Raw genomic sequence first — 14,461 nt, 5'->3', positions numbered from 1 at the left:
AAATAAATTTATTGTTTATATTTAAGAGCTTACCTTACAAAAAAGCAAACACATATCGTAACGGTAATGATTCTTATTGATAACAATATTAACATATAAATATACAAAAAAATGTGTGATAAATAAGGAGTTTTAAACTCTTATCTCTTATAGAGATAATGCAATTTATTTAGTGATGTTAGCATCGTAATTAAAGAGTATAGCGATTATTGATAGATGTTAACTGTGTTGTAATTAAAGAGAGACTGTCATTATTGGTAAGCGTTAACTCTATATATTATGCCTGAAGCTAGTATTGGGTGATTTAAGTTGATGTGATAACAAAATTTGTAATCTAGGAAGTGATCAACTCCCCCTTTAATCATGACATAAGTACAATGATAAAAGGGGAGTAGGTATTACTTGTAATTAATTAAAAGTCATCATTAACCTGTATTGCGTAAACCTGCTGCAATACCAGCAATCGTAACCATTAATGCTTGGTCAATATCTGGGTTGATTGTTTCATTCTGTTCGCATGAACGTGAACGAGATAATAACTCAGCTTGTAGCATGTTTAATGGATCAACATATGGATTACGTAGCTTGATTGACTCTTTTATCCAAGGTTGCTCTTGCATCAATTGATGATCCGGAATCGTTTCTAATACCGTTTCACGTGTTAATTTAAGGTTGGCACGTAGACGTTCACCTAATGGCCATAGCTCTTTTGGTACTAAACGCTCTTCATAAAACTTGGTCAACTCTTCATCTGCTTTCATGAAGACCATTTCAAACATTTCTAAACGAGTGTGGAAGAAAGGCCAGTTAACATACATTTCTTGTAATAGGTCTTTTTTACCTTCATCGAGTAATGTTTTAAGTGATGTTCCTGCGCCTAACCATGCTGGTAACATGAGACGGTTTTGGCTCCATGCAAAAATCCATGGGATAGCACGCAAACTTTCTACGCCGCCATTTGGTTTACGTTTTGCAGGGCGACTACCTAATGCTAATTTACCTAACTCTAACTCTGGTGTAACACTGCGGAAGTAAGGTACAAAATCAGGTTCATCTCGAACAAAGAAGCGGTATTCTTCACAAGATTGCTCTGCAAATTGTTGCATTACATCGCGCCATTCTTGTTTTGGTGCTGGTGGCGGCAGTAAGTTTGCTTCCAATATTGCAGCGGTATAGATATTTAAACTATTTATCGCTACTTTTGGTAAACCGAATTTAAAGCGGATCATTTCGCCTTGCTCTGTTACACGTAAACCGCCTTTTAATGAACCTGGAGGTTGTGATAATAATGCTTGTTGTGCTGGTGCGCCGCCACGACCGATTGTGCCGCCACGTCCGTGGAACAAGACTAACTGAATATCATTTTGTTCACTGATTTTGATGAGTGCTTCTTGTGAGGTGTATTGTGCCCAGTTAGCTGCCATTACTCCGGCATCTTTAGCTGAGTCAGAATAACCAATCATGACATGCTGTTCACCGTTAATATAACCACGGTACCAATCAACAGCATATAAACGCTGCATAACATCTGCTGCATTATTTAAATCATCTAATGTCTCAAATAATGGTGCAACAGGAATTCGGAACGGACAACCAACTTCTTTTAATAACAGTTGAACGGCTAATACATCAGATGCTTGACGTGCCATTGAAATAATATAGATCCCTAATGCTTCAGGGTCTGTTGCTGCAACCACTCGACAAGTATCTAGTACTTCTTGCACATCAGCTGAGGGTTTCCAAGCTGCCGGAATAAGTGGACGTTTGCTGTTTAATTCTTGTAATAAGAAAGCTTGTTTGTCTTCTTCATTCCAAGCGTTGTAATCGCCAATGCCTAAATAACGTGTTAACTCAGATAACGTATCACCATGACGCTCGCCATCTTGACGAATATCCAGTTTAACTAGGTTTACACCGAAACAGTTTACACGGCGAATAATATCTAATAGCAGACCATTTGCGATCGACTTCATACCCATGTTGATCAGTGATTTATAACATAACTCTAATGGTTCTTGAAGCTGTTTAGTCGATATAATGATATCTTTAGCTGTACTGTTATGGCCTTGTAAAGTGGCACTTAGTGCAGTTAATGTTTCTTTTAATTCTGTACGTAGTTTGCGTAAAATAACACGGTAAGGTTCATCTGCTTCTTCACCGACAATGGCGCGTAGAACAGGATCACAATTATCCATCGATAGTTCTTTAGTTAGTTCTTTAATATCCTCAAGATATAAACTAACAGCAACCCAACGACTTGTAATAAGCACTTCTTTAGTTACTTTAGCGGTTACGAATGGATTACCGTCACGGTCTCCACCCATCCATGATGTGAATTTGATTGGCGAAGCATCAAGTGGTAATGAAATACCTAAACCGTCTTCTAATGTTTTATCAAGCTCGCGCACATATTGTGGTACTGCTTCCCACAAGCTGTTTTCAATAACGGCGAAACCCCATTTAGCTTCATCAACGGGTGTTGGTCGATTTTTACGAATATCATTTGTGTGCCAAGCTTGTGTAATTAATTGCTCAAGACGAACTAAAAGCAGATCACGTTCTTTATCTGAAATATCAGTTAATTCTAAAAAGCTTAGGCATTCGTTGATAGCGCTGTGCTTATGGATTAACGTTCGACGTGTTATTTCAGTTGGATGTGCTGTTAATACCATATCCATTTTTAATCCAGCAACTGCTTTTTGCATCTCTTCTTCTGAGATTTCACTATTTTTTAATTTAGTGATTAATTGCTGAAGTGGTTCTGGTGTGCAAACACCACTATCGCAATGACGAGAAATGCCATGAAATTGTTCTGCGATGTTAGCGAGATTTAAAAAGTGTGTAAATGCACGTGCCACTGGTAATAATTCGTGATCACTTAAATTAGCTAATACTTCAATTAAGCTTTCACCGTCTTTAGTGTTACCCGAGCGGGATGATTTAGAAAGTTGACGAATGGTTTCTATTTTTTCAAGGAAGGATTCACCAAGGTGGTCACTGATACTCTTACCAAGTAGTTGTCCTAATAAACCAACATTACCGCGTAAGTTTGCATATTTTTCTGTCATCGTACTTCCTCATTCTTGTAATAAAATTACATTTTTGTCGTAGAACTAAATAAAATACCATATCGAAGAGGCTAGTCAATCTAGGCGCTCTTGCCTTTAGTCTTTTATTTACAGGGGTTGATGCGTTATGTTATTAAACAACATAATGCATCAATTTTAATACTTTTATACACAATAGTGTTGAATCAGCTTTGTGATCACTTCTTGTGTTGGTTTCACAAATGAAAGGTCTAAATATTCATTTGGTTGGTGTGCTTGCGCTATGTGGCCAGGGCCTAGCACAATAGTGTCGCAACCTAGTGCTTGAATGAATGGCGCTTCTGTACAGTAGTTTGCGCTGGTTGCTTTGTTACCCGTGTAAATTTCAGCATTGTTTATTAGATCTGAGTGCAACGGGCATTCATAAGAAGGAATAGGCTCATGCAAATGGAAGATCTCTAAGCTGTCTGGGTAACGTTTTTCTATTTCTGATAATGCTTGTTTAACAGTAATGAATAACTCGTTCGTTGTAACGCCTGGAATAGGGCGCATATCAATGTGTAATTCACAACAGCCACAAATACGGTTTGGACTATCGCCACCCGTGATTGCACCAAAATTAAGTGTTGGATACGGCACTTCAAAATGTGGGTTATGGTATTTGTCTTTAAACGTTTGTTGTACTTGTTTTAATTCACTTAACACAAGGTGCATAACGTCAATGGCATTTAATCCTTTGTCAGGATCTGAGCTGTGCCCACTTCTACCTGTGATACGAATGCCTTCAGACATGTGGCCTTTATGCATGGTAACAGGGACCATACCCGTTGGTTCGCCAATCACCGCATAATCAGGACGAAAATGTTTTTGCTCTGATATTTGCTGTGCACCTGACATGGTTGTTTCTTCATCTGCAGTCGCAAGGATACGTAAAGGCTTAGTGAATTTTTCACGATCCATTGTTTTCAGTACTTCAATAACAAAAGCAAAAAAGCCTTTCATATCAATGGTACCTAAGCCGTATAAACGATTATCTTTTTCTACGACTGTGAAAGGATCCGTTTGCCATTTCCCTTCATCGTAAGGAACGGTATCAGTATGACCTGCTAACAGTAAACCTCCATTACCTTCGCCTAATGTTGCTACTAAGTTAAATTTACCTGGTGCAGCGGCTACTTCTGTAATGTCTGTCGTAAACCCTAGGTCCGAAAGCCATTCCGCTAATTGATTGATAACGGCTACGTTACTTTGATCCCATGCGCTATCACTTGAGCTGATAGAGGGTAATTTAATGAGGTCTTTGTACAGGTCGATGAATGCAGGCAATGACATACTATTCCTTAAAATTAAACTGTTACCTTGTATTAATTGAACAACAAAAGGGTTAATAGATCCGTAGGTGAAATGGTATGACCATTTCTATCTATTTTTAAATCTACTATTTACACCTTATAAAGTCACGAATTTAATTCAATTGGCGTCAGTGGTGATTTTTAATATACACAATGCATATAACAGTGATGTTTCAATATCTAACATATCAGTTTGTTTGCATTTTATGCTCTTTTTTACATTTAATTAACATTATTTTCTGTATTGATTAAAATACTTAATCAATTGTTAATGCAGTCTTTAATTTAAATCTTTATGTAAGTTAAAACTCAATTTGGTTATTTTATTTACTGTGATTGTAAAATTTTATGCAATTATATTTCCTTGAATTACCTGACCGTATTTATTTTCTATGGTTTTCGGCATAGTTATAAATTGCATAAAATAAACCTTTTAATATAAATATATTTAAATTCAGTTGTTTACAGTGTTTTTTTCGATTTTTAATTAAATTAACACGCATGTTTCTGTTGAGTTTATAAGCAATTTATCATTTTTGGTATATTTATTCACATTTATTGAATAAATAGTCACTTTGATTTAAAATGTCTTTTTATAGTTGGTAACGTGAAAAGCACCTTGTTACCCATATTTATTTATCACGCATTAAGTCAGTAATGAAACAGGAATTTTCTTTATGTTAAAAGCAATTGTAGTGGGAGCTAGCGGTTATACAGGAGCGGAGTTAGCACAATTTTTAACGCGTCATCCGAATATCGAATTGGCTGGATTATATGTGTCAGAAGGTAGCTTAGATAAAGGAAAGAACATATCTGAGTTATACGGTAACTTGCGCGGTTGTGTTGACCTACCATTACAACCTCTTGGAGTTAGCGGTATTAAAGCAGCCTGTGAAAATATTGATATTGTTATTCTTGCTACTGCACATGAAGTCAGCCATGACTTAGCCCCATTGTTTTTAGCTGAAAATACGGTCGTGTTTGATTTGTCTGGTGCATTCCGTGTTAAATCTGCTGGCTTTTATGAAAAATATTACGGCTTCACACACCAACATCCTGATTTATTAGAAAAAGCAGTGTACGGTTTAGCGGAATGGAATGCTGAGCAAGTAAAAAACACTGATTTAATCGCAGTGCCAGGCTGCTATACAACGGCGTCTTTAACTGCATTAAAACCCTTATTTGATGCAGGTTTTATTAAAGCAGGTATTAAACCAACGATTAATGCAACCAGTGGTGTGAGTGGAGCTGGACGTAAAGCCAATGTGGCAAGCAGCTTTTGTGAAGTGAGTTTACAACCTTATGGTGTATTCACACATCGTCACAAACCAGAAATTGATCAACATTTAGGGACTGACGTTGTATTTACGCCGCATTTAGGCAGTTTTAAACGTGGTATTTTAGCGAGTATCAATGTGGTATTGAATGAAGGCGTGACCGCTGAGCAAATCAATCAAGCTTATCAAACGGCTTATGCTGATAAACCGATTGTTCGTTTGATGGAAGGGTCGCTACCAGCATTAAAAAATGTTGTTGGAACGCCATTTTGTGATTTGGGTTGGGCTGTTGAAGGCGAAGATTTAGTGGTCTTTAGTGCTATTGATAATTTGCTTAAAGGTGCTTCATCACAAGCAATGCAATGCATTAATCTACGTTTCGGTTTTGATATGACGACTTCTATTTTATAAAACGGATTTTAAATGACACAAGTACAGCAAAAACCGCTATTAATTAAATTAGGCGGAGCGGTTTTAGAAAACCCTCAAGCGTTAACTAATTTATTTACAGCGTTAACTGAATATTTATTAACGCAGCATCGTCCATTACTATTAGTGCATGGCGGTGGTGTGATCGTAGAAGATGTTCTGAATAAAATGAACATTAAAAGTGAAAAGAAAAATGGTTTACGTATTACGCCATTTGATCAAATCCCTTATGTGGCAGGTGCATTAGCGGGAACATCAAATAAACTGTTGATGGCTAAAGCCTTACAAGCAGGTTTGTCGGCAGTTGGTTTGTCGTTAGCAGATGGATTTAGTTGTTCAGTTAAACAGATGGATCCAGATCTTGGTGCCGTCGGTATTTGCAGCCCAAATAATCCTGCTTTAATTAATAGTTTATTGGCGGGTGGATTTTTGCCTGTGATCTCTTCAATTGCGATTGGTGAAGATGGTAATCTGTATAATGTAAATGCTGACCAAGCTGCCATTGCTATTTGTGAGCTGGTGGGCGCAGAGCTTGTCTTCTTATCCGATGTGGATGGCGTATGGGACGCACAGAAAAAGGTTATTCCTGAGTTAAACACGCAACTAGCTGATACACTTATTGCTGAAGATGTGATTCAAGATGGTATGGCTGTTAAAGTAAAAGCTGCATTACAAGCTGCCGAACAATTAGGTTATGTGATGTTAGCAAGTTGGAAGAATCCAGAAAATTTAGTGTCATTGCTTGCAGGTAAAGCAGTGGGAACCAAAGTAATTAAATAAAGAAGCAATAGAGAGTGACAATGGAAAATTTATTAACTGGCATGGAAATGACTCAACAACAGGCATTAGACCTGATTGCATTGGGTAAAGATTTAAAAGCAAATCCAAGTAAATATGCGCAGGCATTAGCCGGTAAAAGCGTTGTTACTTTATTTGAAAAGCAATCGCTACGTACACGAGTAACGTTTGATATTGGTGTTAATAAATTAGGTGGTCATGCTGTTTATTTAGATCAAACTAATGGCGCGATGGGTAGCCGTGAAGACGTTAAAGACTTCGCCGCTAATATTTCTCGTTGGGCTGATTGTATTGTCGCACGTGTATTTGACCATAAAACATTGGTTGAAATGCAAGAATATGCAAGCGTACCCGTGATTAACTCTCTGTGTGACTTATACCATCCATGCCAAGGTATGGCTGACTTCTTAACGATCGCACAAAATTACGATGATTTAACCAAAGTTAAGCTCGCTTATATTGGCGATGGTAATAATGTAACGCATTCATTATTTATTGCGGGTGCTATTTTAGGTGCGACAGTCACGGCTGTTTGTCCTTTAGGTCATAGCCCAGATGCACAAATTATGAAAAAAGCAGAAGAAATCGCAAAAGAAACTGGCGCGACGATCACTGTGACAAATAATATCGACGATATTAAAGGTTATGATGTTGTTTATGGTGACACTTGGTTATCAATGGGCGACGATACACCACTAGAACAAATTAAAGCTAAATTTATGCCATTCCAAATTAACCAAGCATTGCTTGATAATACGGGCATTAAACATATTTTACATTGCCAGCCTGCACATCGTGGTCTAGATATCACATCAGATGTAATGGATGGTCCAGCTTCATTGATTTTTGATCAAGCTGAAAATAGAATGCACATTCAAAACGCTATAATGCTTACCCTAATTAATAAATAAAATAATTGAGAAAGGAAAATATTCAATGAGTTCAGTTAAAAAAGTAGTTCTCGCTTATTCAGGCGGCTTAGATACATCAGCAATCATTCCATGGTTAAAAGAAACTTATAATGATTGTGAAATCGTAGCGTTTTGTGCCGATGTTGGCCAAGGTGCAGAAGAATTAGTCGGTTTGCACGAGAAAGCAATTGCTTCTGGTGCATCTGAATGTCACATCGTTGATTTAAAAGAAGAGTTTGTTAAAGACTACATCTACCCAACGATTGCATCTGGCGCAGTATATGAAGGGACTTATTTACTAGGTACTTCAATGGCGCGTCCAATCATTGCTAAAGCACAAGTTGAAGTGGCTTTAAAAGTAGGCGCTGACGCAGTTTGTCACGGTTGTACTGGTAAAGGTAATGACCAAATCCGTTTTGAAAGTTGTTTTGCTGCACTAGCACCAGAGCTAAAAGTAATTGCGCCTTGGCGTGAGTGGGAAATGACGTCTCGTGAAGATTTATTAGACTACCTTGCTGAACGTAAAATCGAAACAACGGCTTCAGCAACTAAAATCTACAGCCGTGATGCAAATGCATGGCACATTTCGCACGAAGGTGGCGAATTAGAAGACCCATACAACGAGCCAAGTAAAGGTGTTTGGACATTAACGGTTGATCCGCTTGATGCACCAAATGAGCCTGAGTACGTAACGTTAAAAGTTGAAAAAGCACGTGTAACCGCTGTTGATGGTGTTGAGCTTTCTCCTTACGATGCATTAATGTTACTAAATGATAAAGCAGCAGCACATGGTGTTGGCCGTATCGATATTACTGAAAACCGTACGGTTGGTATGAAGTCTCGTGGTTGTTATGAAACACCAGGAGGCACAGTGATGGTAACTGCACTTCGTGGTATCGATGAGCTAGTACATGACAAACCATCTCGTCGCTGGCGTGACCAAGTGGGCCAAGAATTTGCTCACTTAGTGTATGACGGTCGTTGGTTTACACCATTATGCGGTTCTTTATTAGCGGCTTCTGAATCATTAGCGCAAGATGCTAACGGTGAAGTGGTTGTTCGTTTATACAAAGGACAAGCAACAGCGGTTAAGAAACGTTCTCCAAATAGCCTTTACTCAGAAGAGTTTGCTACTTTTGGTGATGATAATGTTTACGACCAAAAACATGCTGAAGGTTTCATCCGTTTATATTCACTGTCTAGCCGTATTCGTAAGCTAAACAGTAACAAATAAGCAAAATATGTTATAAAATTCCTGTCTCCGATTATCGGGGGCAGGAATTTCTATTTATAAACGTTTTAAAATTAGAGTGTTTATAAATAGCATTTCAATATTACCAATCCTTTAACAAATGGATTTGGTTGTTAATCAAATCCTTTAATAAATAGATCGGGTTAATAAACAAGTCAGAATGGAGTAACAAATGGCACTATGGGGCGGACGTTTCAGCCAAGCGGCAGACGTAAAATTTAAATTATTTAATGATTCATTGAAATTCGATTACCGTCTTGCTGAACAAGATATTATTGGTTCAATCGCATGGTCTCATGCTTTGTTGTCAGTTAATGTATTAACGACGGAAGAGCAAAAAAGTATTGAAGCTAGCTTGAATGAATTATTAGTATCAGTGCAAGCCAATCCTGAACAAGTGCTACAGTCAGATGCTGAAGATATCCACTCTTGGGTCGAAGGCCAACTTATTAATAAAGTGGGTGATTTAGGTAAAAAATTACACACAGGTCGTAGCCGTAATGACCAAGTAGCAACTGACTTGAAACTATGGTGTAAAAAAACGACATTAAGCTTAATTACCAATCTAGAGCAATTAGAAGCGAAATTAATCGAATTAGCACGTATTCACCAAGGTGTTATTTTACCTGGTTATACTCATCTCCAACGTGCACAACCAGTTACTTTCTCTCACTGGTGTTTAGCTTACTTAGAAATGTTAGAGCGTGACCATAGCCGTTTAGAAGATTGTTTAGATCGTATGGATACCTGCCCATTAGGTAGCGGGGCACTTGCAGGTACTGGTTATGCAATGGATCGTACTGCATTAGCACATTCATTAGGTTTTAAACGTGCAACACGTAATAGCTTAGATTCAGTATCTGATCGTGACCACGTTGTTGAGTTGATGAGTTGTGCGACATTATCAATGGTACATTTATCACGTATGGCAGAAGATCTTATCTTCTATAACAGTGGTGAAGCGGCCTTTATCGAAATGTCAGATCTTGTGACGTCAGGTTCATCATTAATGCCACAGAAGAAAAACCCTGATGCAATGGAGTTAATCCGTGGTAAATCAGGTCGTGTATTTGGTTCATTAGCAGGTATGTTAATGACACTTAAAGCGTTACCTCTGGCTTACAACAAAGATATGCAAGAAGACAAAGAAGGGTTGTTTGATGCGTTAGATACATGGGGCGACTGTTTAGAAATGGCGTCAATGGCGTTAACAGACCTTAAAGTAAATGAAGAGCGCACTAAAGAAGCAGCACAAGGCGGTTATTCAAATGCAACTGAATTGGCTGACTACTTAGTAGCGAAGGGGATCCCTTTCCGTGAAGCACACCATATTGTTGGTGTCGCGGTTGTTTCTGCGATTGAAAAAGGCGTGCCACTTGAAGATTTGAGTGTTGAAGAATTCAAACAATTCTCAGATGTGATTGAAGAAGATGTTTACCCTACATTAACATTGGAAGCGACATTAGCAGCACGTGTTGCTTTAGGTGGTGTGTCTCCTAATCAAGTTGAATTTGCATTAACAGAAGCAGAGCAACGTTTAGCTGAACGCGATAGTTCAGGGCTAGTTATTCGATCTGCATGTTTAGCCGATGTTGAACGTATTGAAGAGATGGTTAATCATTGGGCTGAAAAAGGTGAAAACCTACCAAGAGAAAGTGCCGATTTAACACATTCTGTAGAGGAATTTGTTGTTACTGAACTAGATGGAAAGGTAACAGGTTGTGGTTCTGTGCATGTATATGACACGGGCTTAGCTGAAATTCGTTCATTGGGCATCGAACCAGGTTATGAAGGTCGTGGTCAAGGCAGTGCAATCGTCGAGTTATTAATTAAGCGTGCTGAAAAATTAGCCATTAAACGTTTATTTGCATTAACGCGTATGCCTGACTTCTATATGAAATTAGGTTTTAGTCCGGCAAGTAAAAAAACAATGCCTGAAAAAGTACTAAAAGATTGTGCAATGTTTGTCAGTGAGCATGCTAATGATGAAAAAGCATTAGAGTTAAATTACAAAACAAGTATGTTGCTTCAAAAAGAAATGAGCAAAAACTAAGTAATACTGACATAAGGTGTGTTTCTATCAGGTAGAAACACACCCTTTATTAAAAACTAATCTGCAATATCACAAACCAATCATAACAAGATCATTGAACATTCAAATAAAAGCTTACCCTTGATTGAGTACAACATCAGGAAAGTGCTCACGTAATATTTTATTCTGGAAGGCATCGTTAAAACGACAATTAATGATAATAATAAATCGTTCAAAAGGTATCTCGTTATCTAAAGGTTGTACTGACGATATATTATGAAACACTTCATTATCTCTGATATGCATTATTTCACCTGGTGCTAATGTCGCATGGGTAATTTGACGTTGTCCTGCTTTATCTTCATACAATGTATTTTCCCCACCTGTTACATTTTCTCTACTTAGTACTAATATACTTAAAAACTGACTACCATCTTGATGGATCCCTTGCCCTTGTAGAGGATCGATAGCCTGATTCCCTTTGATACCATTAATCTGCATTAAAATAGGTTCTTTAGGATTAATATCCCAAAGATCTGCCCAGGCTTTTATAAAGGATTGAACATCATCTCGTTGTAAGAAAGAGGTTTCTAATGCGGGATAATAACGTAACTTATCAGCCATGGTGTCTGCATCATTATAACTTCCCCCTTGCGCCATTGGACAATCCTCTAATGTATTGATTTCACCAGCTTGATCCAAATAAAGCCATGACATTCGTTTCCAACGAGTATCAACATAAGTATCTCTAGGTAAATCTTCTAGATAGGTTTGCCATTCAGTTAAGTTGATATGTTTGTTAATACTAGTTTGAGTCCAACTACCTTCAAAAATATCTTGTGTCACATGGTATGGCCAGTACGAATCAAGGTTTGGTAAAGGTTGTGATACGGTTGTTTTAATATGATCGTAATTTATATTTTTCATTGTTTATTCCATTTATATGTATAGATAAGCTGAATTGCTTACCTTAAAATCATAACGAAGCGCGGTACTGCATCAACGTTGCACTTTTTTATTACATAAAATGGGTTTAAAAAAAACACTAAATTATTGATAATTAATAATAATGTTTATATTTTGATTGGAAAATAAACAGGAAAGCTAGGCATACCTTTGGCTGTAAGCTCATGCATGAATTTTTTATGTTATGAGTTTTATTTAATATATAACGTAGATTTATGAAGTTAATAGAGCGTTTTTAAAAATAGCTGGTGGATATTTGATTATTACTTAATGGACAGATAAGTGATGAGTAAAATAATTGAAGTGGTGGCAAATGTGTTAGTACACTAGAAGGATGACTATTATAGGTACGTAGGCATATAGTTACTTGATTACCACCTTTGCTCAGCCAACTTTAAAAGTCGTTCTGGCATCGGAGGAGTGACCAAGCTCGCGAAAGCAAGTCGATCAATCATCGATTCAAGGTTATACCGTCGGTTAAACTTGTAACTGAACTCCGCAAGATATCGAGGAAGGTGTTTTAAATTTATTGCATGAAAGGTGCCACGCATTGAGTTTTTGACATTGCTGATCATTGTGTTTACCCATTTAAAACAAGGAATTTCGACACACTCAGCGCCTCCTCCGGTTACAACTGGAAAGTGAAAAACCTCTGCATCTGCAAGCCCTTTAAAACAGGCAAGTCCATCAGAAACAGCAACTGATTTAGCTTTAATGTGGTGCTTTGCCCAATCAGTTAACTCTTGTTTTTGAAAGCCTTTAACAACACTAAACCGCATGCCTACTGGATGCATTTCGTCATTTAACGATACAGCAGCCACAAATGGTCGTTTTCCTTTTGCTCCCCTCCCTTTAACTCCTTTACGTACGCCACCCCAATACGCATCATCAATTTGAATAAAACCTTCCAATGGTTTTTGATCATCTCGCTCTTTCATTGCTTGCATTAACTTGTGTTTCAAGCGCCATGTTGCATTGTAAGAAATACCCAAATGGCGTGAAAGCTCAAGTATTGAAATACCATTTTTCTTTTGTGTAATAAAATAAATAGCTAGAAACCAAGTTGTTAAGGGAAGCTTGGTATGATCAAAGAGTGTGCCCGCTGTTAAAGATGACTGATGGCGACAATGGTTACATTGATAAAGAGCTCTTGACTTTAATTGACAATATTTCTCTTTACCACACTTTGGGCATTGATAACCGCCACGCCACCTCATATTGAAAAGTTGTTTTTGACATTGTTCTTCTGTGCCATATCTCAGCATAAACTTCTGAATTGATATGCCTTTTTGAAACTGAATTTTATTTTTAGCCATGCTATCACCTCACTAAAATTATAATTTAAGTGTAGTTCATCATGCTTATTTATGGTGGTAATCAAGTATAGTTATAACTACGGTTGTACTTTGAATGAGTATTTAAGCTACTGTGAAATGACAATCTAAACAGTAGCTTAATAATAATGGGCTAGCTCAGTGAAATAAGCTTAAATAATGAAACTACTTAGATGATTCTTCAATATATTCATTTTTCAAATTGACGTAATGGCTTGCTGAACGTTTTAAGAAAGCAAATTCAGCTTGAGTTAACGCACGAGCAGCTTTTGCTGGAGAGCCAACATATAAAAATCCAGACGCTAAGGTCTTATTAGGAGGCACTAAAGCACCAGCCGCAAGAATAACATCATCTTCAATGCATGCATTATCGAGAACAATCGCACCCATTCCAATTAATACGCGGTCACCAACAGAACAAGCATGTAACATTGCTTTATGACCCACAGTAACATCTTCACCAATAGTTAATGAGTAACCATCAACCGTCGCTTCGCCTTTTCTGGCCACATGTAAAACAGAACCATCTTGAATATTAGTACGAGCACCAACATATATAGAGTTAACATCGCCACGTAAAACGCACATTGGCCAAATATTAACGTCATCAGCTAAATGCACATCGCCAATAATCGAAGAAAATGGGTCAATATAAACATCATTACCAATAGTTGGATGGATATTTTTATAAGGGCGTAGTGTAGGAAACATAATAAACCTTCTGATCGTTATATTAAAAGCTCACTATACGACACAAAAGTGTGGATAACAAAGTCAAAAGTGTGGATAACTTGTGGTCAAAGTAGGTATAAAAATTAATTGTAATTAATCTTCATAAAACGCTTGCGAATAGTTTCGCTATCCCTATAATACGCCGCACAGACAAGGATGGAGGCGCAAGCCACTAACCAAAACTGAGAACGAAAGAAGCGCAAATAACGATTCAAATTTCGGTTTGAAATTAAGTTAAAATAAGACGTTGACATTGTTCGAAAGGCGCGTAATATACGCCGCCTAGCCGAAAGGCACGCTCTTTAACAATTTAATCAAACAATCTGTGTGA

At 37.6% G+C, this 14,461-nt stretch carries 10 protein-coding genes; 5 read left to right on the top strand and 5 right to left on the bottom strand.

All coding sequences use genetic code 11. From position 1 onward, the window contains the following. Positions 1 to 425: 425 nt before the first annotated feature. Both ppc and argE read right to left on the bottom strand, forming a co-directional pair. Entirely contained in the window at positions 426 to 3,068 is a 2,643-nt protein-coding gene (ppc, locus tag Q0794_RS15630) for a phosphoenolpyruvate carboxylase (protein ID WP_298943452.1), read from the bottom strand. A gap of 165 nt (positions 3,069 to 3,233) precedes the next feature. After that, on the bottom strand, positions 3,234 to 4,379 hold the full coding sequence (argE, locus tag Q0794_RS15625) for an acetylornithine deacetylase (RefSeq protein WP_298943450.1): 1,146 nt from the start codon (positions 4,377 to 4,379) through the stop codon (positions 3,234 to 3,236). Positions 4,380 to 5,076: 697 nt separating this feature from the next. Here argE and argC point away from each other — a divergent pair. From argC to argH, 5 genes are all read left to right on the top strand, one after another. Next, positions 5,077 to 6,087, top strand: coding sequence for an N-acetyl-gamma-glutamyl-phosphate reductase (gene argC, locus Q0794_RS15620; RefSeq protein ID WP_298943448.1), 1,011 nt, complete (start codon positions 5,077 to 5,079; stop codon positions 6,085 to 6,087). Between the two features lie 12 nt (positions 6,088 to 6,099). Continuing rightward, on the top strand, positions 6,100 to 6,885 hold the full coding sequence (gene argB / locus Q0794_RS15615; protein ID WP_298943446.1) for an acetylglutamate kinase: 786 nt from the start codon (positions 6,100 to 6,102) through the stop codon (positions 6,883 to 6,885). Between the two features lie 20 nt (positions 6,886 to 6,905). Next, on the top strand, positions 6,906 to 7,814 hold the full coding sequence (locus Q0794_RS15610; RefSeq protein WP_160060162.1) for an ornithine carbamoyltransferase: 909 nt from the start codon (positions 6,906 to 6,908) through the stop codon (positions 7,812 to 7,814). A 25-nt stretch (positions 7,815 to 7,839) separates the two neighbouring features. Further along, positions 7,840 to 9,048, top strand: a complete 1,209-nt coding sequence (locus Q0794_RS15605; RefSeq protein WP_025564412.1) for an argininosuccinate synthase — start codon at positions 7,840 to 7,842, stop codon at positions 9,046 to 9,048. A 190-nt stretch (positions 9,049 to 9,238) separates the two neighbouring features. Next, positions 9,239 to 11,119, top strand: coding sequence for an argininosuccinate lyase (gene argH / locus Q0794_RS15600; protein WP_298943444.1), 1,881 nt, complete (start codon positions 9,239 to 9,241; stop codon positions 11,117 to 11,119). 114 nt (positions 11,120 to 11,233) lie between these two features. Here argH and Q0794_RS15595 read toward each other — a convergent pair whose 3' ends face one another. The 3 genes from Q0794_RS15595 to Q0794_RS15585 form a co-directional block, all read right to left on the bottom strand. After that, positions 11,234 to 12,025, bottom strand: coding sequence for a 2OG-Fe dioxygenase family protein (locus tag Q0794_RS15595; protein ID WP_298943441.1), 792 nt, complete (start codon positions 12,023 to 12,025; stop codon positions 11,234 to 11,236). A gap of 410 nt (positions 12,026 to 12,435) precedes the next feature. Continuing rightward, positions 12,436 to 13,380 carry an IS1595 family transposase gene (locus Q0794_RS15590; protein ID WP_298943439.1) on the bottom strand — a complete coding sequence of 315 codons (945 nt, stop codon included), beginning with the start codon at positions 13,378 to 13,380 and terminating at the stop codon, positions 12,436 to 12,438. A 183-nt stretch (positions 13,381 to 13,563) separates the two neighbouring features. Then, complete coding sequence (locus tag Q0794_RS15585) at positions 13,564 to 14,109, bottom strand: gamma carbonic anhydrase family protein (RefSeq protein WP_298943437.1); 546 nt, start codon at positions 14,107 to 14,109, stop codon at positions 13,564 to 13,566. Positions 14,110 to 14,461 lie beyond the last annotated feature (352 nt).

The organism is uncultured Psychromonas sp. (assembly GCF_947489755.1).
Lineage (GTDB): Bacteria > Pseudomonadota > Gammaproteobacteria > Enterobacterales > Psychromonadaceae > Psychromonas.
The sequence above is the reverse complement of the archived record's forward strand: the minus strand, read 5'-3'. Positions and strand labels throughout refer to the sequence as shown.

Excerpts from the sequence above, each read along its gene's own strand:
- ppc (WP_298943452.1), bottom strand. The coding sequence starts at position 3,068 with ATGACAGAAAAATATGCAAACTTACGCGGTAATGTTGGTTTATTAGGA.
- argE (WP_298943450.1), bottom strand. The coding sequence starts at position 4,379 with ATGTCATTGCCTGCATTCATCGACCTGTACAAAGACCTCATTAAATTA.
- argC (WP_298943448.1), top strand. The coding sequence starts at position 5,077 with ATGTTAAAAGCAATTGTAGTGGGAGCTAGCGGTTATACAGGAGCGGAG.
- argB (WP_298943446.1), top strand. The coding sequence starts at position 6,100 with ATGACACAAGTACAGCAAAAACCGCTATTAATTAAATTAGGCGGAGCG.
- Q0794_RS15610 (WP_160060162.1), top strand. The coding sequence starts at position 6,906 with ATGGAAAATTTATTAACTGGCATGGAAATGACTCAACAACAGGCATTA.
- Q0794_RS15605 (WP_025564412.1), top strand. The coding sequence starts at position 7,840 with ATGAGTTCAGTTAAAAAAGTAGTTCTCGCTTATTCAGGCGGCTTAGAT.
- argH (WP_298943444.1), top strand. The coding sequence starts at position 9,239 with ATGGCACTATGGGGCGGACGTTTCAGCCAAGCGGCAGACGTAAAATTT.
- Q0794_RS15595 (WP_298943441.1), bottom strand. The coding sequence starts at position 12,025 with ATGAAAAATATAAATTACGATCATATTAAAACAACCGTATCACAACCT.
- Q0794_RS15590 (WP_298943439.1), bottom strand. The coding sequence starts at position 13,380 with ATGGCTAAAAATAAAATTCAGTTTCAAAAAGGCATATCAATTCAGAAG.
- Q0794_RS15585 (WP_298943437.1), bottom strand. The coding sequence starts at position 14,109 with ATGTTTCCTACACTACGCCCTTATAAAAATATCCATCCAACTATTGGT.